Below are 18,930 nucleotides of genomic sequence, written 5' to 3'. Positions count from 1 at the left end.
GCGCTCATCCTTGCACGCCTGTACGAGTGTCCGTCCAGATCCACCAGAAGTCGCCCCAGCCGCCGCGGGCTTTGAGCTCGGCGGCCATCCCCGCCGCCGACAGCGCTTGTAGATAGCCGGCCGGATCGGTGTGTGCGAGTTCGAGCGGTGGTCGAGTTCCCCTCACTCCGAGAGCAGTCAATCGCTCGGATTGCCGGCTCACACTCGCGCTGACGGCCGCGGCAACGGAGTCCACGGCAACGTGCGCGGTCACATCGCGGGTTCCATCGGGGCGTATGTCGGTTTCATGACCGTCACGGTAGGAGCGCAGCGACCCAGTGCACGGGCGATCGTCACGGGTGTGGCCGTAGTCGATCGCGATCGCGATGCCGTCGACGCGTGCCACAGCATCGGCCCAGGCTTCATCGCGTGGCCGGCCAATCTCAGCACGCTGACCGGGGTGGTCGAGGGGCCACCAAGAGTCGAGCCAGGGGTCGGCGCACTCGTCGCCGAGCGTTTCGATTCCGGTCCGAGGATCGATCAGGACCGAGCGAACGTCGCCGTTCTCGTCGGCCTCGACGACATCACACGGGACGTTGTCAAGCCACTCGTTGGCGATCAGCAGGCCGTCGATGTGGTCGGGGAGTTCAGCGGACCAGCCGATTGCCCCAGCGAGTCCTTCCGGTCGGTCCGCGATCTCGATCCCACTGAGCTGAAGCGCGCCGCCGGAGCGGCTATGCAGATGTTCGAGCAACTCGCCGCGGCCGGCGCCGACGTCGACAACGGTGTCGAAGTTGTGGGCTTGAATTAATTGCCAGATCGCTTCGGCAAACTGCGGGCCGGAGTTGGCACTCGTACGGAAATGATTGGCGGGGTTCTGACGGCGGAAGAACCCCTCGGTGCCGTACAGCGCTGATTGCCACGCCTGTCGCCATGGTGTTGGCACGGCCGTCAGACTCATGGCGCCACGCTAGTCGGTGGTCTCCACACTGTGATGCAGCCCACGTGATCGAAGGGTGTGCAGCATCTGCGGATTCGACGTAAACTGAAGGTGTCAATTTGTCTGGTACCCGCTTTCGGGACTGGAACGAAAGGCAATACTCATGAAGAAGCATTCTGTTGGCGTTATCGGCGCCGGCCGCGTTGGTACTGTCCTCGCGGCGAAACTCCGGCTCGCCGGTCATCCGATCGTCGCGATCAGCGGACGCTCAGCTGCTAGCTATGAGCGGGTCGCAGCGTTGCTTCCTGGCGTCAAACTAGATGAACCTGCCGACGTTGCTCGGCGCAGCGACATACTCATTATTGCCGTGCCCGATGACAGCCTGATCCTTGTTGCTGAGGAGTTGGCCGCGGCCGGCGCAATCCGGCCCGGACAGATCGTTCTACACACCAGCGGACGCCACGGGCTTGATGCGCTTGCTGCGCTCACGCGTCAAGGTGCCCGGCCGGTCGCGTTCCACCCGGCGATGACCTTCACCGGGACTAGCGTGGATCTCGACCGCACATGCGTCTTCGGCCTGACCGCCGCTGATGCTGATAAAAGGGTTGCCGAGGAGCTCGTGGCCGAGCTTGGCGGCACCGCGATGTGGGTTCCGGAGGCTAACCGTGCGCTCTATCACGCGGCGCTCGCGCACGGCGCCAACCATCTGGTCACGCTGGTCGCACAGTCGATGGATCTATTGCGACAGGCCGGTGCCGATGATCCGGCCGCAGTGCTTCGCCCGTTGCTGGCTGCGGCACTCGACAACACGCTCGCTCAAGGCGACGCAGCTCTTACCGGGCCGGTCGTGCGCGGCGACGTCACCACGATCCGGGCTCATGCTGAAGCGTTTGCCAAGGTCAGTGCAGATGGTTCGACCGTTGAGGCATATCTCGCGATGGCACGAGCTACCGCCGATCGGGCCGAGGACGCCGGTCGGTTGACCGCGACCGGAGCCAGTCAGGTCCGGCAGGTGCTCAATGAGACGGATCTGGAAATCCGCGCCGAGGTCGTTGCGGGGCTTCGATGATGCAGCCGATTGTTGTGCGGACGCCCACCGAACTCCGACGATTGCTTCAAGGCGTGGGCACGGTTGCCTTCGTCCCGACGATGGGTGCGCTGCACGAGGGGCACGCCCAGCTCATGAAGCATGCGGCGCCGTTGGCCGATCTGCTTGTCGCCTCGATCTTCGTGAACCCGACACAGTTCGCGCCGGGTGAAGATTTTGCGGAGTATCCGCGCACGATGGACGGCGACCTCGAACGGTGCGCCGAATCGGGTGCCTCAATTGTCTTCGCGCCGAGCGTTGAGGTTATGTATCCGCACGGTGTCGGTGGCGGAACGATGATCGATCCCGGTCCGCTGGGGCAGATACTTGAAGGTGCGACCCGGCCGACGCATTTCCGTGGTGTCCTGACCGTTGTGGCGAAGTTCCTCAACCTCGTACGACCCGATGTCGCCGTCTTCGGCGAGAAGGACTACCAACAGCTGACGCTCATCCGGCTGATGGCGGGGGAGTTGTGCATGGGCACCGAAATCATTGGCTGTCCGACCGTACGCGAAGCCGATGGGCTCGCGATGAGTTCGCGCAACCGCTATCTCGACGCTGAGCAGCGTGGCCAAGCCACTGTTTTGTCGCGTGCGCTCGCGGCTGGTGTCGCTCACGGCAGCGAAGGCGCTGACGCTGTCCTCACTGCGGCCCAACGAGTCATCGATGAGTCCGCCGGATTCGAACTCGACTACCTCGCACTCACTGACCCCGACTTGGGCGCTCTATCAACTGAGCGGAATATTCCAGGTCAAGTGGCCCGCCTTCTTATTGAAGGCCGGGTCGGAACCACTCGATTGCTCGACAACACCGGATTGACGTTAGGTAACTGACCATGTTGCGAACCATGATGACCAGCAAGATTCACCGCGCCACCGTCACGCAGGCGGACCTGCACTATGTGGGATCGGTGACCATCGATGAGGATCTGCTCGACGCTGCTGACCTGCTCTCCGGCGAGCGCGTCGACATCGTCGATATCGACAACGGCAACCGTCTGTCGACCTACACGATCGCGGGCGAACGCGGCAGCGGTGTCATCGGCATCAATGGCGCGGCGGCCCGACTTGTACATCCCGGCGACCTCGTCATTCTCATTGCTTACGGGCAGATGCAGGATGCTGAAGCTCGCGAGTTTAAGCCGAACGTCGTCTTCGTCGACTCCGAGAACAAGATCATCGGCACCGGCAACGACCCGGCAGAGGCGTTGCCGGGAACCGGTCTGACGCGCGGCGACATTGCGTATAACCCGATGCTCGCGAAAGCCTGATGTCACTCCTCGCCCTTGATGTCGGCAACAGCCATACCGTCATCGGGGTCTTCGACGGTGATGATCTGTTCGCGCATTGGAAAGTTGAGTCCAACGAGCGACGCACGGCCGATGAATGGCAACTGATCATCGCGGGGCTGCTGCGCAACGCTGACGTTGATGACATTGACGCGGTTAGCGCGTGCTGCACGGTCCCGAACATCGCGGTCGAGATGCGTACGCTCGCCGATCGCTATTTCCGTGGCCTGCCGGTCTCGTTCGTTGGCCCGGGTATCAAGACCGGTGTCCCGATCCTTACCGACAATCCGCGCGAAGTCGGCGCCGATCGCATTGTCAACGCGCTTGCCGCCGCGACCGTGTATGGCGGGCCGAGCATCGTTGTGGATTTCGGTACTGCGACCACATTCGATGTGATTGACGCCGAGCACCGTTATCTCGGTGGCGCGATCGCTCCGGGTGTACAGCTCTCACTTGAGACGCTCGGTCGCCGCGGCGCTCAATTGCGAAGCGTCGAACTTGCGATGCCACGCGGCATCATCGGCAAGAACACCGTCGAAGCGATCCAGTCGGGGGTTATCTACGGTTTCGCTGGTCAGGTCGACGGCATCGTCACGCGGCTGATCGAAGCGCTTGGGGCGGATCGCGATCACGTGACCGTCGTGGCTACCGGTAGCTATCCCGATGTTGTCGTTGACAACTGTTCGACGATTTCGATCCTCGATCCGTGGCTGACACTCACTGGCCTGCGATTGGTTCACGAGAAGAACCATGGCTGAGCAGCTCGTGTCCCGGCGCCCGGTCACCTGCCCGTCAAGCGCTGCGGCCACCATCCCGGCGGCGAACCAGATCATGGTGACGCGGGGGATGGGTGCGATGCTGCACCGGCATGCACCTGACGCTGCGCTGCGGATCGCTTTGCGAATGGCGGTTGCCCCCGGTTTCGACATGGCAACGGACTTTGACGATCCGAATCAAGGCATCCGAGATGCCAGGATGCTGCCGCACGCGTGTTAACGGGAGATGCAGCTTGGGCTTCCGCGGTTCGTCGACGCCAAGCCACTTGATGCTCGATTGACCGATCTGGCATTGCCCGCATTGGTGGTCTTCGGCGATAAGGACAGTTTCCACGATCCCGAGCGATCCTGCGCCGATTTCAGCACCGTCCCGGGGGTTCGCATCGTGCGCATCCCGGCAGCCGGTCACACACCCATGGTGGAGACGCCGGAACGATTCTTGGAGTTGATTCGGTCCTTGCTGGCTTCGTAATCGACTGCCTGGACCGCGGCGGCGCAGCTGTTGAAGAGAGCGGCCGACCGACCACCGGGCCTCATAGCACTCCGTCGCCACTAGGCTGGGGCAATTATGAGCGAAGAGAATCTAGCGGCTGACGACCTTCCCGAGCAGATGCGCGTGCGCCGTGACAAACGGCAGCACCTGATCGACAAGGGCCGCGAGCCCTACCCGGTGATTGTCGACCGAACCCATACGCTCAAACAGATCGTTGCGTCCTACGATGCAGCCGCGCTGGGCCCCGACGTGCAGACCGGCACGATTGTCTCTGTCGCGGGCCGGGTTATTTTCCTGCGCAACACGGGCAAGTTGTGCTTTGCCCGGCTGCGTGAAGGCGATGGCACCGAGTTGCAGGCGATGCTCTCCCTCGATGCACTGGGTGAAGAAGCGCTCGCCGATTTCAAATCGCTCGTCGACATCGGCGACCACCTTGCGGTGACCGGCGAGATCATCACGAGCCGACGCGGCGAACTCTCCGTTGCTGCTACGTCCTGGCAGATGGCGGCGAAGACGATGCGTCCGCTGCCCAATGAACACAATCCGCTCAGCGATGAAGCGCGCAGTCGTATGCGGTATGTCGATCTGATCGTTCGGCCCGAGGCACGTGACAACGTACGCGTGAAGGCCAAGGTTTTGCAGTCGCTACGCGCGACGCTTGACGGCCAGGATTATGTTGAGGTCGAAACGCCAGTCCTGCAACACACCAACGGCGGCGCCGCTGCGCGCCCGTTCGGCACCCATGTCAACGCGTTCGACGAAGACATGCTGTTGCGCATCGCGATTGAGTTGCATCTCAAGCGGGCTCTCGTGGGCGGCATCGACCGGGTCTACGAGATCGGCAAGACGTTCCGCAACGAGGGCGTCGACAACACCCATAACCCCGAGTTCATGATGCTTGAGGTTTATGAGGCCTATGGCTCCTACGACACGATGGCCGACCTGATCAAGACGCTCGTCGTCAATGCCGCGCGCGCAGTTGGTCATACGGTCGTCCCGGGCCGTGATGGCAGCGAGATCGACCTTGAGGGTGAATGGCGCCGTGCCAGCATCCACGAACTCGTCGCCGAAGCGCTCGGCAAGGACATTGACAATGACACCAGCGCGGATGAACTCAGGGCGTTTGCGGTCAAGCATGAGGTCAAACTTCAGGACCACTGGAATGCCGGTGAGATCGTGCTCGAGTTATTTGAGAAGCTCGTCGAGCACACCCTCATCACGCCGACGTTCGTGTGTGACTACCCCGAAGCGGTCCGGCCGCTGGCCAAGAAACATCGGACGAAGCCAGGGCTTGTCGAGGCGTGGGATCTGATCATCAACGGTGTCGAACTTGCACCGGCATATTCCGAACTCAACGATCCGGTCATCCAGCGCGAGCGGCTGGTCGCCCAATCACAGTTGGCCGCCGCTGGCGATCCCGAGGCGATGGATGTGGACGAGGACTTCCTGCGGGCGCTCGAATTCGGCATGCCGCCAGCCGGCGGGATGGGCGTTGGCGTCGACCGTCTAGTCATGCTGCTGCAAGGTATCGGGATCCGCGAAGCGATCCTGTTCCCGTTGTCGCGCGCCGAATAACCCCCATCCGTCACAAACTTCCCGGGCGGCGGTTCTGCCCTGAGTGAACGCCGGAACATTGGGCCGCTGCGTGAGGTTAAATTGGTATGTGGACTTGATCTGCGGGTCTACCAATCGGCGACTAAGATGAAGAGATATACCCAGTTGAGGGGGACGTAATGTTTGAACGATTCACCGACAGAGCCCGTCGTGTGGTCGTGCTTGCCCAAGAAGAGGCACGCATGCTCAGCCACAACTACATCGGCACTGAGCACATCCTTCTCGGTCTGATTCACGAAGGTGAAGGAGTTGCCGCCAAGGCGCTCGAAAGCCTCGACATCTCGCTCGAAGCCGTACGCGGGCAGGTTGAGGACATCATCGGTCAGGGCCAGCAGGCGCCGAGCGGGCACATCCCGTTCACCCCGCGCGCCAAAAAGGTGCTTGAGTTGAGTCTGCGCGAGGCGCTGCAGCTCGGCCACAATTACATCGGCACTGAACACATTTTGCTTGGTTTGATCCGCGAGGGTGAGGGCGTTGCCGCCCAAGTCTTGGTCAAACTCGGCGCCGACCTCAACCGCGTCCGCCAGCAGGTCATCCAGTTGGTCAGTGGCTTCCAGGGCAAGGAATCAGAGTCCGCTGGCGCCCCGAGCGACAGCGGCCCGAGCACATCGGCTGTGCTCGACCAGTTCGGCCGCAACCTGACCCAGGCCGCCCGTGAGGGCAAGTTGGACCCGGTCATCGGTCGTGGCGATCAGATCGAGCGCGTCATGCAGGTGCTCAGCCGCCGTACCAAGAACAACCCGGTCCTGATCGGTGAACCCGGCGTTGGCAAGACGACAGTCGTTGAAGGCCTCGCCCAGGACATCGTCAAGGGCGATGTGCCCGAGACGCTCAAGGACAAGCAGATCTACACGCTTGATCTCGGCGCGCTCGTGGCCGGTTCGCGCTACCGCGGTGACTTCGAGGAACGGCTCAAGAAGGTCCTCAAGGAGATTAAGACCCGCGGCGACATCATCTTGTTCATCGACGAGATTCATACCCTCGTCGGTGCTGGTGCGGCCGAAGGCGCGATCGATGCAGCAAGCATCCTCAAGCCGATGCTTGCCCGTGGCGAGCTGCAAACCATCGGTGCGACAACGCTCGACGAATACCGCAAGCACTTCGAAAAGGATGCCGCGCTCGAACGCCGGTTCCAGCCAATCCAGGTCCCCGAGCCGTCGGTCGCGCATACGATCGAAATGCTCAAGGGGCTGCGCGACCGCTATGAGGCTCACCACCGGGTCACGATCACCGATGAGGCCCTCGTTGCGGCGGCTACGCTCGCAGACCGCTACGTGTCCGACCGTTTCCTTCCCGATAAGGCGATCGACCTCGTCGACGAGGCCGGTTCGCGCTTGCGAATCCGCCGTATGACGGTGCCGCCGGATCTGCGCGAGTTCGACGAGAAGATCGCTGACGTCCGCCGCAACAAGGAAGGCGCCATCGACGGGCAAGACTTCGAAGCGGCCGCATCATTGCGCGATGAGGAAAAGAAGCTCATTGCTGCACGCAATGAGCGGGAGAAGCAGTGGAAGGCGGGCGACATGGACGTCGTCGCGGTCGTCGATGAGGAACTCATCGCCGAGGTCCTCGCGCTTGCCACTGGCATTCCGATCGTCAAGCTCAGTGAAGAAGAATCCAGCCGCCTGCTCAACATGGAGGCGGAGCTGTCCAAGCGTGTCATCGGCCAGCACGAAGCCATCAAGGCCTTGTCGCGTGCCATCCGACGCACCCGCGCAGGTCTGAAGGATCCGCGCCGGCCTGGTGGATCGTTCATCTTCGCTGGCCCATCCGGTGTCGGCAAGACGTGGCTGTCAAAGACGCTCGCCAACTTCCTGTTCGGTGACGATGACGCCCTGATCCAGCTCGACATGAGCGAATACGCCGAGAAGCACACCGTTTCCCGGCTGTTCGGATCACCTCCGGGCTACGTCGGTTACGAAGAGGGCGGCCAGCTCACCGAGAAGGTGCGGCGTAAGCCGTTCTCAGTCGTCCTGTTCGATGAGGTTGAGAAGGCTCACCCTGACATCTTCAACTCGTTGTTGCAGATCCTCGAGGAAGGCCGGCTCACCGACTCCCAAGGCCGTGTCATTGACTTCAAAAACACGATCATCATTATGACGACCAACCTGGGCACGAGGGACATTTCCAAGGGCGTCAACCTCGGTTTCAGCCAGGCCAGCGATGTTGCTGGTTCCTACGACAAGATGAAGGCGAAGGTTACCGAAGAGCTCAAGCAGCACTTCCGACCTGAGTTCCTCAACCGCGTCGATGAGATCGTCGTGTTCCCGCCGTTGACTCAAGAAGAAATTGTGGCAATGGTCGACATGATGATCGATGGTCTTGAGCTTCGTCTTCAGGATAAGGATATGGGCCTCGAACTCACCGATAAGGCTAAGTCGCTGCTGGCCGTCCGTGGCTTCGATCCGGTGCTTGGTGCGCGCCCGTTGCGTCGCACCATCCAGCGTGAGATCGAAGACGCGATGGCGGAGAAGATGCTGTTCGGCGAGTTGCGTCCCGGTCAGATCGTGCTTGTCGATGTCGAGGGTGAAGGCCCGAGCGCGACGTTCACGTTCAGGGGGACGGCGAAGGCCGATCTCGAGTTGCCGGAGATCCCGCCGGCGATGGAGTCCGCCAAGTCGGAGTAATCCCAAATACAGAAGCCCCGCATCCAGTGGATGCGGGGCTTCTGTATTTGGTCATTGAACGCGCTGGAAGTTCAGCAGGACCACGCCACCGACGATGCACGCAATCGCGATGACTTTGAGCGGGTTGATCGACTCATTAAGGAATGCCACCCCGACGACCGCGATCGCTGCGGTTCCCAGCCCGGCCCACGTGGCGTAGGTGACTGATACCGGAATCGTCTTGACCACGATCGTCAATAGCCAAATTGAGAAGATGTAGCCGACCAGCACAATCGTGGTCCATGCGGGGTTGGTGAAACCCTGGGCGCGCGGCAGTGCCGTTGTCGCACCGACTTCCGCGCTGATGGCAACAAAGAGCAGGCCGAGGGCGACATACATGGTGAGATCCTTGCGTAAAATGTAGCGACTGCTACATAAATAAGTGTAGCACTTGCTACACTCGATTCATGAATCGTCGCGAAGAGCTGGTCGTCCAAGCTACTGACTATGTATTGGCGGCGGGACTAATCGGGCTCAGTTTGCGTCCGCTTGCAGCTGCATTGGGAACCAGCGACCGGATGCTCAACTATCATTTCGGCAGCAAAGCCGGGCTTGTTGCGGCGATCCTGCGTGAATCGACCGATCGTTCGGCGGCCCAGATCGGGGCGCTCCCGCCGGCCCGAACGCCGCAACAGGCCGTGATTGATCTCTGGCGGGTGCTCTCCGCCGATGACCTGCAGCGCTGTCAGCGAATGTATGTCGAGGCCGCCGCACTCGGCCTGTTCGGCAGCGAGCCATACGCAACGGTCGTCGCCGAGGCCAATACGGTTTGGTACGAGGCGCTACGCGCTTATGTATTGGCTTCGGGAGTGCCCGTTCGGCGCGCTACGCGAGTGGCCAATCTCGTCGATGCGACGTTCATGGGCCTACAACTGGACGAGGTGCTCAGCGACGCCGGAAGCGACACTCAACGCGCAATCGAAGACTTGGCGGCGGCCGTGGGCTTTCTCGCAAACCGTTGAGTCCACCCGTTTAGCCAGGTAGGGCGAATCGGTTGTCCGACATCAGTTCGACCAGTCCGTCGGCCATTAGTCCGTCCAGGGCGCGCTCGCGCTGATCGTCCTCTGGCCACACGAGATCGATTGAAGACTTGTGGAGCGGGCCATCGGCATCGCGAAGCGCCTGCAGGATGCGACCACGGCACTGCCGGTCGGTTCCATGCCATTTTTGGGTCGGGCGCTTTGGCCCGCCGTGGGCGGGATAATCGGCCGCACGCCAACGGCACAGTGCCGCCACTGGGCATTCCGCGCACTGTGGTGAGCGGGACGTGCAGACGATTGCGCCTAGTTCCATCGTTGCGGCGGCCCAGCGGCTCGCGGTTGGATCCGGCGGCATGAGAGTGCTGGCGATTTGCCGTTCTGCCGCAGTGATCGACGCGGCCGGTTGGGCGGTACCTTGATAGACGCGTGCGAACACCCGACGAATATTCGTGTCAAGGACGACGTGCGGCTGTCCATACGCGAAGGAAGCGATCGCGGCAGCCGTATAGGACCCAACGCCGGGCAGCGCCAGTAGCGCATCGTGATCGGCCGGCACCTCGCCGTGATGGACCGCAACGATCGTCGTCGCCGCTGCATGCAGGCGGAGTGCTCGACGCGGATACCCGAGCCGCCCCCACGCCCGTACGGCAGCGCCGGCAGGTTCGGCCGCGAGATCAGCGGGCGCCGGCCAGCGCTGCATCCATTCGGAGAACACCGGCAACACACGGGCCACCGGCGTCTGTTGCAACATGAACTCCGAGACCATTATTGCCCAAGGCGAAGCATTGCCGCGCCAGGGAAGGTCGCGGGCGTTGCCGGCATACCAATCGAGCAGCAGAACCTGGAATTGGGCGATTTGGGTGCGTGACAACGATCTCGGCGGCATGGTCATGGCGCGTCGATCTTCGCATGAGGGGTCGGCCCGGTTAGCGTTGGCCTGTGAGTCAACGCGGTATGTCCCGAGCGATTTTCTGGCGCCGACGGCTCGTGCTGCTGGCGGTTATCTTGCTGATCACGTGGATCGTGCTGCAAGTACTCGATCGCGGCAACGACACGACGTCGAAGGCTGCGCCAACCGCGACCGCGACGACTGAAGCACCAGCGGCAGCGCCAACCAGCGGGAAGGTCCAGGTCGATCTGACTGCGGGCAATGCGGCCTGTAATCCCGAAAAGGTTTTGGTCGCGCCCTCGATACGACCCGGCCAGTTCACCGGTGGCCCGGTCGACGTGACGATGAGTATCAGTACTACCGACGCCAAAGACTGCGTGCTGGATGCGAAGGCTGCCGACCTGCTGGTCGTCATCAGCGCAAACAAGAAGCCGGTCTGGGACTCAAGTGTCTGTAAGAGTGCGCTGTTGACCGGTCCGGTATCCATCTCGGCGAACTGGGCGACGGTCGTCGAAACTACGTGGACTGGCCGTGGTTCGGGCAAGACCTGCTCGCAAAAGGAAGGGTTCGCCGCGCAGGGCAGCTACGTGATCAAGTCGGCGACGCTTGGCGGCGAGATCGGTAAGGCGTCCTTCCGGATCGAGAACAAGCCGAAGCCGAAGCCTTCGAAAGCGACTCCGACGAAGAAGCCTTCGGCCAAGCCCAGTGCCAAGCCCAGCGCCAAAGCGACGGTCAAGCCTGGCGGCTGACGTTCAGCGTGGCTGATCGAAGACGTCGATGCCGGCCGCGATCGCGACTTCGCGGTAGGCCGCAGCGAGCGCATCGAGTGATGAATGGGCGTTGAGCCCGCTCGGATTTGGCACAACCCACAGTGCGGCCCCGCCGAGCTCCTCGAGTTGCTGCCCCGTGGTCGCTTTAGGCCGGTCGAACGCACTCCGATAGGCAGTGATGCCCAGAATCGCCACGACGGTCGGCTGGATCTGCTGAATGCGCTGGATGAGTGCACGGCCACCGTCAGTGAGTTCTTGTTTGCTGAGCTCGTCGGCTCGGGCGGTAGCAATCGGCACCACGTTGGTGATCCCGATACCGCGATCCAGCAGGTGGGCGAGGTCGGCCGGTTCATATCCGGCTGCCGCGTTAATCCTCCGGTCAAGCACGCCAGCACGGAACAGCGCTGGATAGAACCGGTTGCCGGGCGTGGCGAAATGGGTCCCCACGGCGGCCGACAGAAGCCCGGGATTGATCCCGACAAGAAGCAGCCGTACCTTCGACCCGACCAGATCGGGCACCGTCGCGCCCCTGAATCCCTGCAGCTCGGCACGACTGAATCCCACGACAACACTGTAGGCCGGGCCGATTTTTAACTCCCGAGCAGTGCGCGTATGCGGCTGGCTTACAGTTCCATCATGCGCGCAGTTGTGATCGACCAATTTGGTGAAATGCCACGGGTTACCTCCGTACCGGATCCGCGCTGTTCGGCCTCCGGCGTGCTGATCCAGGTCAAAGCGACGGGTCTGTGTCGGAGCGATTGGCACGCCTGGATGGGCCACGATTCGGACATCCAGCTCCCGCACGTGCCCGGTCATGAGCTCGCCGGAGTGATCCGAGGGATCGGCCGCGATGTCAGCGGTTGGTCGATTGGCGATCGGGTGACGACCCCTTTCGTGTGCGCTTGCGGCGTCTGCCCAACCTGCCTTCGCGGCGATCAACAAGTGTGCGACAACCAATTCCAACCCGGCTTCAGCGGCTGGGGTTCCTACGCCGAACTCGTCGCGATCGAGCACGCCGAAACCAATCTCATACGTATGCCCGATGCGATGGAGTTCGACGTCGCGGCCAGTTTGGGTTGCCGATTTGCCACGGCGTACCGTGCAGTGGCTCAGCTGGCTGGGCCGATCGCGGACGAGTGGGTCGTCGTGCACGGTTGCGGTGGGGTCGGCCTGTCCGCGGTCATGATCGCCGCCGCGCATGGTGCCCGTGTCATCGCCGTCGATCTGGCGCAGTCATCACTGAAGTTGGCCGCTTCGCTCGGCGCGGTGCAGACGATTGACGGCGCCGATCCCGCGCTGGTCGAGACGATCCGCCACCTGACCGACGGTGGCGCTGCGGTGTCAATCGACGCACTGGGCAGCGCCAGCATCGTGCAGAATTCGTTGGCGGTTCTGCGCAAACACGGACGCCACATCCAGATCGGCCTGCTCGCAGCGGAGTCGAAGATTTCGGTGCCGATGGATGTTGTGATCAGCTCGGAGTTGCAGCTCCTAGGCAGTCACGGCATGGCCGCGCATTCCTACCCGTCGATGCTTGCCGAGATCGATTCGGGGGCATTGCGCCCGCAACTACTGATCCGCGACACGATAACCCTCGACGAGACACCGGCACGGTTGGCCGCACTCGGTGGGTCGGGCGGCGGTGCCGGCGGCATCACCGTCATTCGGCCCTAAGCGACCAACTCAGACACTGTGTTCAATTTAGACATAGCGGTCGAGGATGCTCGACTCGGCGAGCCGCGACAACCCTTCGCGTACGCCGCGGGCGCGCAGATCACCGACGCCCTCGACCGTCTGCAATTCATCGTGGCTGGCGGCGAGAAGCTTCTGTAGCGAGCCGAAGTGCTCGATGAGGCGTTCAACCACGGTCTGTGGAAGCCGAGGCACGCGGGCGAGCAACCGGTAGCCACGCGGCGAAAGACCGTTGTCGAGCGATTCGTTGTCGCCGATCCGTAGTGCGGTGGCGACAACGCCGAGATCGACGAGGCCGCTTGATTCAATCGTGGAGAGTTGGGCCAGGACTGTCTCGACCGGCCGTTTGCGCCGGCCAGTGGGCATGTAGTCACGGATTACGAGCTCGCGCTCGGTGTCGACGCCGCTGATCAACTCATCCAACTGGAGCGAGAGCAACCGGCCGTCGGTGCCGAGCTCAAGGACATAGGTGTCGATCTCCGACGCGATGCGGCTGACCATCTCGAGTCGCTGCGCCACCGCTGCCACATCGCGGACCGTGACGAGGTCTTCGATCTCGAGTGCCGACAAGGCGTCGGAGACTTCATCGAGGCGGATCTTGTAGCGTTCTAGCGTCGCGAGGGCCTGGTTGCCACGCGCCAACACGGCGCCGCCTTCTTCGAGGACCCGACGGGTGTCGTCGAGATAGAGCGCGATGATGTGCATCGAGGCGGATACGGAAATGACGGGTATGCCAGTCTGGCGGGCCACCCGGTCAGCGGTGCGGTGGCGCGTGCCGGATTCATCGGTATGGATTGACGGATCGGGCATCAGATGGACCGCAGCGCGCAGAATGCGGGTCACATCCTTGTCGAGAATGATCGCGCCGTCCATCTTGGCGAGTTCACGGATCCCGGTTGCCGTGAACGGCACATCGAGAGCGAATCCGCCGGTCGAAATCGAATCGATCTGCCGGTCATGGCCGACCACGATCAGCGCGCCGGTGCGGCCCCGAAGGATGCGTTCGAGGCCCTCGCGCAAGTCGGTGCCGGGCGCGACGGTCGCCAAATGGGCGCGTATGCGTGCGGCAGTGTCCGCCTTGTCAGCGGCACGGTCCGAAGTGGCTGCCATAGTGCTCCATAATCCCAGAATGACTCAATGCGAACAGTCTAGGGCCGCCGGCCGGCAGTCTCGAACGCGATGACAGCTGAGCGGACGTCATGGGCCTCGTAGACCTGCATCGGAAGGTCCTTGGGATATTCAGAACCGACCGGCACTATGGCCTTGGTGAAGCCAATTCGAGCTGCCTCACGCAACCGGCCCGACATCGAACTGACCTTGCGAAGCTCGCCGGCCAGCCCCACCTCGCCGATCGCGACTAGACCGCTGGGCACTATTTTGTTGCTGAACGCCGACGACGTCGCGATCAAGATTGCGAGGTCGACCGCCGGCTCGGTCAATTTCGCCCCGCCGACCGTCGCGGTATAAACGTCGTGTTCGCCGATCTTGAGTTCGCAGTGCTTGGTGAGGACCGCCAGGATCATCGCCACACGGGATGAATCGAGGCCGCTCGAGGTGCGACGGGGCGACGGGGCTTTGGTCTCGACGGTCAACGCCTGGACCTCGGCCAACAGCGGCCGCCGGCCCTCCATTGTGACGGTCACACAGGTGCCCGAGACCGGAGTTGCGTGTTGGGAGACGAACAATCCGGTCGGATCGGGAACCTCGACGATGCCATCATCGACAAGGTCGAAACAGCCGATTTCATCGACGGGGCCGAACCGGTTCTTGACCGCCCGGAGCAGTCGCAGCCGTGAGTTGCGGTCGCCCTCGAACTGCAACACCACATCGACAAGATGCTCGAGAACGCGCGGGCCTGCGACCGACCCGTCCTTGGTGACGTGGCCGACTAGCAATGTTGCAATGTTTTCGCGTTTGGCCAGCTGGATGATCGATGAGGCCACTTCGCGTACCTGAGTCACCCCACCGGGCACGCCCTCGACGTCAGCCGAACCGATCGTCTGGACTGAGTCGATGATCAACAGCGTCGGCTTGACCTGAGCAATGTGGGTCAGCACGGAGCCGAGATCGGTCTCGGCGGCAAGGAACAACTCGTCGTGGAGCGCGCCGGTGCGTTCGGCACGCAGCCGAACCTGAGCGGCAGATTCTTCGCCGGAGACGTAGAGCGTGCGGGCGCCGGACTTGGCCCATTGCGAGGCGGCCTCCAGCAGTAGTGTCGACTTGCCGACGCCGGGCTCGCCGGCAAGCAGGAACACAGCACCCGGCACGACCCCGCCGCCGAGCACACGGTCGAATTCGGGGATGCCCGACGTTGTGGCCCGTGAATGAGTCACATCGATCGCGGTGATTGGCAGGGCCGGGGCTGAAACCGCTGCGGCTTTGGTGCGACCGGTGCTCTTGCCGCCGGCTACGTCAACTGTGCCCCACGCTTGGCATTCGCCGCACCGGCCAACCCATTTGGACGTGGTCCAACCACATTCGGCACAGGCATATGTCGGTCGAGCGGCCTTGGTGCTGTTCGCCATACCTGAACCGTATGCGTTCCCACCGACAGATTCGTCGGAGCCGGGATCAGATGCGGACGATGCCTTCGGCGGTTGCGAACTGGGCGGCAACGATTCCAGGCGATCCGTGTGGAGCGACCCACTCGACCTTGATTGTGTCGAGCGCGTCCAACGCGGGCGTGCCGAGCCATTCGGCTACGCGGGACGGATGGCCAGCGATCTCGAGTGCGACGAGTTCGATCTCAGCGCTGCCCGCGTTGGACGGATGTTCTTTCGGATCGCTGTCCCAGCAGATGACGAACGGGAGCTCGGGATCGGCTTGGAGACCGCGCACGCCAATCTGACGCCATTCCATGTTGATGCCGTCGGGACGCCGCCGGTTGCCGGGCACTGCGTGCCGCCCGATTCGGCGCTCGACTGCGGTGATGTCATCGACTGCGACGACCCAACCAAGCCAGCCGCCGCCAGCCTCGGAACGTTCACGCACGGCTTGGCCGAATGGGGCTTTGTCCGAGGCGGGGTGATCAAGAACTTCGACGACTTCGAAGTACATGCCATTTTTCAGCGGCATGATCATGTTGCGGGTTCCGAAGCGGGGGTGAATGCCGCCGTCATAGAACTTCGTATTGAGCAGGCCAGCCAATGTCACCGTGGTCCCGGCGAGCCCGTCAGGTCCGACGGCAAATGAGATGTGATCCAAGCGCATACCGCATTCTTGCCCGAGTGGCTTCGCAGTTAGTCAGCGGGGGTCGGCCGGGTGCGGCGCGAGCGGCGACCCGTCCAGATGCGCGTCGCAGTGACGGACCAGTTCGGCGTAGCCGTCCGGGCCCATGAGTTCGGTGAGTTCATCGCAGTTGGCGAGGTAGACCGGCTCGCTACCGACATGGGCCTCGGTGTTCGACGAGCAGTACCAATCCAGCTCAGCGCCGCCCGGTCCCCAACCGGCACGGGTGTATTCGCCGATCGACACTTCTGAGTAGGTGGTGCCGTCACCGCGGTCAACATCGCGGAACTGGCGGCGCAGCGGCAGTTGCCAGCAAACGTCTGGTTTGACGGTATGCGGCTTGACGCCGGTCGCCAGCGCCATACCGTGCAGCGCGCAACCGTAACCACCGGCAAAGTCGCGTGCGTTGTGGAAGATGCAGGCGCCCTCGAAGGTCCGGGTTTTAAGGTCACCTTCGTCGTCGGTTTCGGTCCACCCGTTCTGGCCTTCGTCGTATGCTTGCCAGTATTCGGGCGTCAACAATTCAACTGCGGCCGCGACGCGCTGGTGATCCTCATCCCCGGAGAAATGCGCGCCGAGCGTGCAACATCCAGTCGACGGGCTGTTGGCATAGATGCCCTGGCAACCGCTGCCGAAAATACAGGTCCAGCGCGAGGTGAGCCAAGTCAGATCACAACGGAACACCTCGTCGGGGTCCGCTGGATTGGTGAATTCAATGATCGCGCGGGGAAATTCGAGGTCGACTTCGGGCATCTGACCATCCTAATGTGCGCCGGTTACGTGGGTGGCGTCATTCGCCCGGCGAACGAAGGGTCTCCTTGACCTTCGCGATCGCGAAACCCCAGCCCTCTGCCAGCGTGGGTTTCGGTGGCAGTGCAATCTCATCGGGGTTGGTGACCACGTCGAGCAGCGCTGGACCGTCATGGGCGAGGATCGCTTTGACCGCGCTGTCCACCTCGTTCGGGTCCTCCACCCGGACCGCGTGAAGTCCGCAGGCACGGGCCACTGCCGAAAGATCGGGATTGGCCAGAATTGTGCCGAATTCAGGCAGGCCGCCTTGCTCTTGTTCGAGTTTCACCATGCCGAGTCGAGAATTATCGAACACGATCAACTTCACCGGGAGGTCATAACTCACTGCGGTTATCAGGTCGCCGAGCAGCATCGTGAGGCCGCCATCCCCGCAGAACGCGATGGTCTGACGCTTTCGGTCCAAGGCAGCGGCGCCGAGCGATTGGGGCATGGCATTGGCCATCGAGCCTAGGTTGAATGAACCGATCAGGCGACGCTGATCGCTCATCGTGACGAACCGGGCCAGCCACGCGGTCGACATGCCGGTGTCGGTGGCGAAGATCGCATCGCTGGTAGCGTGTCGATCCACCGCGGCCGCGAGTGCCTCGGGTCGGATCGCATGCGCACGGTTGTCGAAAGCCTGCCGGATGCGTCCGAGTCGCTCGTGATCGAAGTCTGGATCGATCAGCCGGGATTGGCCTTCGCGCCAAGACTGGTAGCGTCCGCGCGCGTCGTCGAGATGATCAGCATTGTTCTGTCGACTGAGCAGCGGCAGCAGAGCCTCGAGTGTCGATCTGCTGTGGCCGACGAGCCCCAGATCAACGTGGGTGCGCCGGCCGATGTGTTCGCCGCGCGAATCAATCTGGATGACGGTCTTTCCCGCGGGATACCACTCGCGGTAGGGGAAATCGGTGCCGACCATGAGCAGCACGTCACATTCGTCGAACGCCACCTGCGTGGCGGGATTGCCGATCAACCCGGACTGTCCGACCTGAAAAACGTTGTCGTGCTCGAGGCCTTCTTTGGCCTTGAGCGTCAGGACCATCGGGGCGGATAGCGCTTCGGCCGTCGACAGAACCGCCTCGCGGGCGTCGCGTGCGCCCATACCGACCAGCATCGTGACCTTGTGGGCACCATTGAGAAGTCCTGCGGCCTTGGCCAAAAGGTCCGCGTCGGGTGTCGTGGACGGGTGAAGATCGACGAATTTCGGTTCGGCGGCGTGCTTGTCCATCTCTAGACCGCCAATGTCCCCGGGCAGCGTGAGGACCGCGACTCCTTGGCGCTCAAGCGCGGTGTTGACGGCCTGTTCCAACATGTACGGCAACTGCGAAGGGCTTGTGATCGTCCGGGTAAATTCGGCGACGTCGGTGAAAAGCAGATCGTTGTTCACCTCTTGGAAGTAGTCGCTGCCCAACTCGGCAAGCGGAACCTGCCCGCAGATCGCGAGCACGGGGGCATGGGATTTTTTTGCGTCGTATAGGCCGTTGAGGAGATGAATTGAACCCGGCCCGACAGTGCCCATGCAGACGCCCAAAGTGCCGGACAACTGGGCCTGGGCGGACGCGGCGAAGGCGCCAGCCTCTTCGTGACGTACACCGATCCATTCGATTCGCTCTTCGCGTCGGATCGCATCGGTTACGGGATTGAGGGCGTCCCCAACGACTCCCCAAACGCTCTTGACTCCCAATTGGACGAGGGCTTGGACGAGGGTCTCTGCGACGGTGCTCATGGAGTGCCTT

The 18,930-nt window shown here is 62.5% G+C and carries 20 protein-coding genes; 11 read left to right on the top strand and 9 right to left on the bottom strand.

Annotated features, from left to right (window positions below; all coding sequences use genetic code 11):
- Positions 1 to 4 precede the first annotated feature (4 nt).
- Positions 5 to 940 carry an SAM-dependent methyltransferase gene (locus tag AC2YB9_RS16475; protein WP_487266444.1) on the bottom strand — a complete coding sequence of 312 codons (936 nt, stop codon included), beginning with the start codon at positions 938 to 940 and terminating at the stop codon, positions 5 to 7.
- Positions 941 to 1,082: 142 nt separating this feature from the next.
- On the opposite strand from AC2YB9_RS16475, the gene AC2YB9_RS16470 reads away from it, so the two are divergent.
- From AC2YB9_RS16470 to AC2YB9_RS16435, 8 genes are all read left to right on the top strand, one after another.
- Positions 1,083 to 1,988 (top strand): Rossmann-like and DUF2520 domain-containing protein, encoded by a 906-nt coding sequence (locus tag AC2YB9_RS16470; protein WP_487266443.1) that lies wholly within the window; start codon positions 1,083 to 1,085, stop codon positions 1,986 to 1,988.
- A complete protein-coding gene (gene panC, locus AC2YB9_RS16465) occupies positions 1,985 to 2,839 on the top strand; it encodes a pantoate--beta-alanine ligase (protein WP_487266442.1) in 855 nt (284 codons plus the stop codon). The genes AC2YB9_RS16470 and panC overlap by 4 nt, the downstream gene beginning before the upstream one ends.
- 2 nt (positions 2,840 to 2,841) lie before the next feature.
- On the top strand, positions 2,842 to 3,276 hold the full coding sequence (gene panD / locus AC2YB9_RS16460) for an aspartate 1-decarboxylase (RefSeq protein WP_487266441.1): 435 nt from the start codon (positions 2,842 to 2,844) through the stop codon (positions 3,274 to 3,276).
- Positions 3,276 to 4,052 carry a type III pantothenate kinase gene (locus AC2YB9_RS16455; RefSeq protein WP_487266440.1) on the top strand — a complete coding sequence of 259 codons (777 nt, stop codon included), beginning with the start codon at positions 3,276 to 3,278 and terminating at the stop codon, positions 4,050 to 4,052. The genes panD and AC2YB9_RS16455 overlap by 1 nt, the downstream gene beginning before the upstream one ends.
- Positions 4,045 to 4,290 carry a hypothetical protein gene (locus AC2YB9_RS16450; protein ID WP_487266439.1) on the top strand — a complete coding sequence of 82 codons (246 nt, stop codon included), beginning with the start codon at positions 4,045 to 4,047 and terminating at the stop codon, positions 4,288 to 4,290. The genes AC2YB9_RS16455 and AC2YB9_RS16450 overlap by 8 nt, the downstream gene beginning before the upstream one ends.
- Before the next feature lie 6 nt (positions 4,291 to 4,296).
- Positions 4,297 to 4,542: an alpha/beta fold hydrolase gene (locus tag AC2YB9_RS16445; RefSeq protein ID WP_487266438.1), complete on the top strand. Its 246-nt coding sequence runs from the start codon at positions 4,297 to 4,299 to the stop codon at positions 4,540 to 4,542.
- Between the two features lie 96 nt (positions 4,543 to 4,638).
- Entirely contained in the window at positions 4,639 to 6,138 is a 1,500-nt protein-coding gene (lysS, locus tag AC2YB9_RS16440; protein ID WP_487266437.1) for a lysine--tRNA ligase, read from the top strand.
- Between the two features lie 158 nt (positions 6,139 to 6,296).
- Positions 6,297 to 8,804, top strand: a complete 2,508-nt coding sequence (locus AC2YB9_RS16435; protein ID WP_487266436.1) for an ATP-dependent Clp protease ATP-binding subunit — start codon at positions 6,297 to 6,299, stop codon at positions 8,802 to 8,804.
- A gap of 51 nt (positions 8,805 to 8,855) precedes the next feature.
- Here AC2YB9_RS16435 and AC2YB9_RS16430 read toward each other — a convergent pair whose 3' ends face one another.
- Positions 8,856 to 9,182: a DMT family transporter gene (locus AC2YB9_RS16430; RefSeq protein ID WP_487266435.1), complete on the bottom strand. Its 327-nt coding sequence runs from the start codon at positions 9,180 to 9,182 to the stop codon at positions 8,856 to 8,858.
- A 68-nt stretch (positions 9,183 to 9,250) separates the two neighbouring features.
- Here AC2YB9_RS16430 and AC2YB9_RS16425 point away from each other — a divergent pair, with 68 nt between their 5' ends.
- Positions 9,251 to 9,805: a TetR/AcrR family transcriptional regulator gene (locus AC2YB9_RS16425; RefSeq protein WP_487266434.1), complete on the top strand. Its 555-nt coding sequence runs from the start codon at positions 9,251 to 9,253 to the stop codon at positions 9,803 to 9,805.
- Positions 9,806 to 9,815: 10 nt separating this feature from the next.
- Here the strand turns inward: AC2YB9_RS16425 and AC2YB9_RS16420 are convergent, their stop codons facing one another.
- The gene (locus AC2YB9_RS16420) at positions 9,816 to 10,709 is read right to left on the bottom strand and encodes an HhH-GPD family protein (protein ID WP_487268637.1); all 894 of its coding nucleotides are present in this window, start codon (positions 10,707 to 10,709) and stop codon (positions 9,816 to 9,818) included.
- A 53-nt stretch (positions 10,710 to 10,762) separates the two neighbouring features.
- Here AC2YB9_RS16420 and AC2YB9_RS16415 point away from each other — a divergent pair, with 53 nt between their 5' ends.
- Entirely contained in the window at positions 10,763 to 11,461 is a 699-nt protein-coding gene (locus tag AC2YB9_RS16415) for a hypothetical protein (RefSeq protein WP_487266433.1), read from the top strand.
- Positions 11,462 to 11,464: 3 nt separating this feature from the next.
- Here AC2YB9_RS16415 and mug read toward each other — a convergent pair whose 3' ends face one another.
- The gene (gene mug / locus AC2YB9_RS16410) at positions 11,465 to 12,046 is read right to left on the bottom strand and encodes a G/U mismatch-specific DNA glycosylase (RefSeq protein ID WP_487266432.1); all 582 of its coding nucleotides are present in this window, start codon (positions 12,044 to 12,046) and stop codon (positions 11,465 to 11,467) included.
- A 72-nt stretch (positions 12,047 to 12,118) separates the two neighbouring features.
- On the opposite strand from mug, the gene AC2YB9_RS16405 reads away from it, so the two are divergent.
- Entirely contained in the window at positions 12,119 to 13,156 is a 1,038-nt protein-coding gene (locus AC2YB9_RS16405; RefSeq protein WP_487266431.1) for an alcohol dehydrogenase catalytic domain-containing protein, read from the top strand.
- Between the two features lie 27 nt (positions 13,157 to 13,183).
- Here the strand turns inward: AC2YB9_RS16405 and disA are convergent, their stop codons facing one another.
- Genes disA through AC2YB9_RS16380 form a run of 5 tightly spaced genes read right to left on the bottom strand, consistent with a single transcriptional unit; the run spans position 13,184 to position 18,920 of the window.
- Complete coding sequence (disA, locus tag AC2YB9_RS16400) at positions 13,184 to 14,284, bottom strand: DNA integrity scanning diadenylate cyclase DisA (protein WP_487266430.1); 1,101 nt, start codon at positions 14,282 to 14,284, stop codon at positions 13,184 to 13,186.
- Between the two features lie 38 nt (positions 14,285 to 14,322).
- The gene (gene radA / locus AC2YB9_RS16395) at positions 14,323 to 15,699 is read right to left on the bottom strand and encodes a DNA repair protein RadA (protein WP_487266429.1); all 1,377 of its coding nucleotides are present in this window, start codon (positions 15,697 to 15,699) and stop codon (positions 14,323 to 14,325) included.
- Positions 15,700 to 15,745: 46 nt separating this feature from the next.
- A complete protein-coding gene (locus AC2YB9_RS16390; protein WP_487266428.1) occupies positions 15,746 to 16,384 on the bottom strand; it encodes a VOC family protein in 639 nt (212 codons plus the stop codon).
- Between the two features lie 33 nt (positions 16,385 to 16,417).
- Positions 16,418 to 17,155 carry a DUF3109 family protein gene (locus AC2YB9_RS16385; RefSeq protein ID WP_487266427.1) on the bottom strand — a complete coding sequence of 246 codons (738 nt, stop codon included), beginning with the start codon at positions 17,153 to 17,155 and terminating at the stop codon, positions 16,418 to 16,420.
- Positions 17,156 to 17,192: 37 nt separating this feature from the next.
- Complete coding sequence (locus AC2YB9_RS16380) at positions 17,193 to 18,920, bottom strand: thiamine pyrophosphate-dependent enzyme (protein ID WP_487266426.1); 1,728 nt, start codon at positions 18,918 to 18,920, stop codon at positions 17,193 to 17,195.
- Positions 18,921 to 18,930: the final 10 nt, after the last annotated feature.

The sequence above is a fragment of the Aeromicrobium changchenzhani genome, from assembly GCF_057586615.1.
The sequence above is the reverse complement of the archived record's forward strand: the minus strand, read 5'-3'. Positions and strand labels throughout refer to the sequence as shown.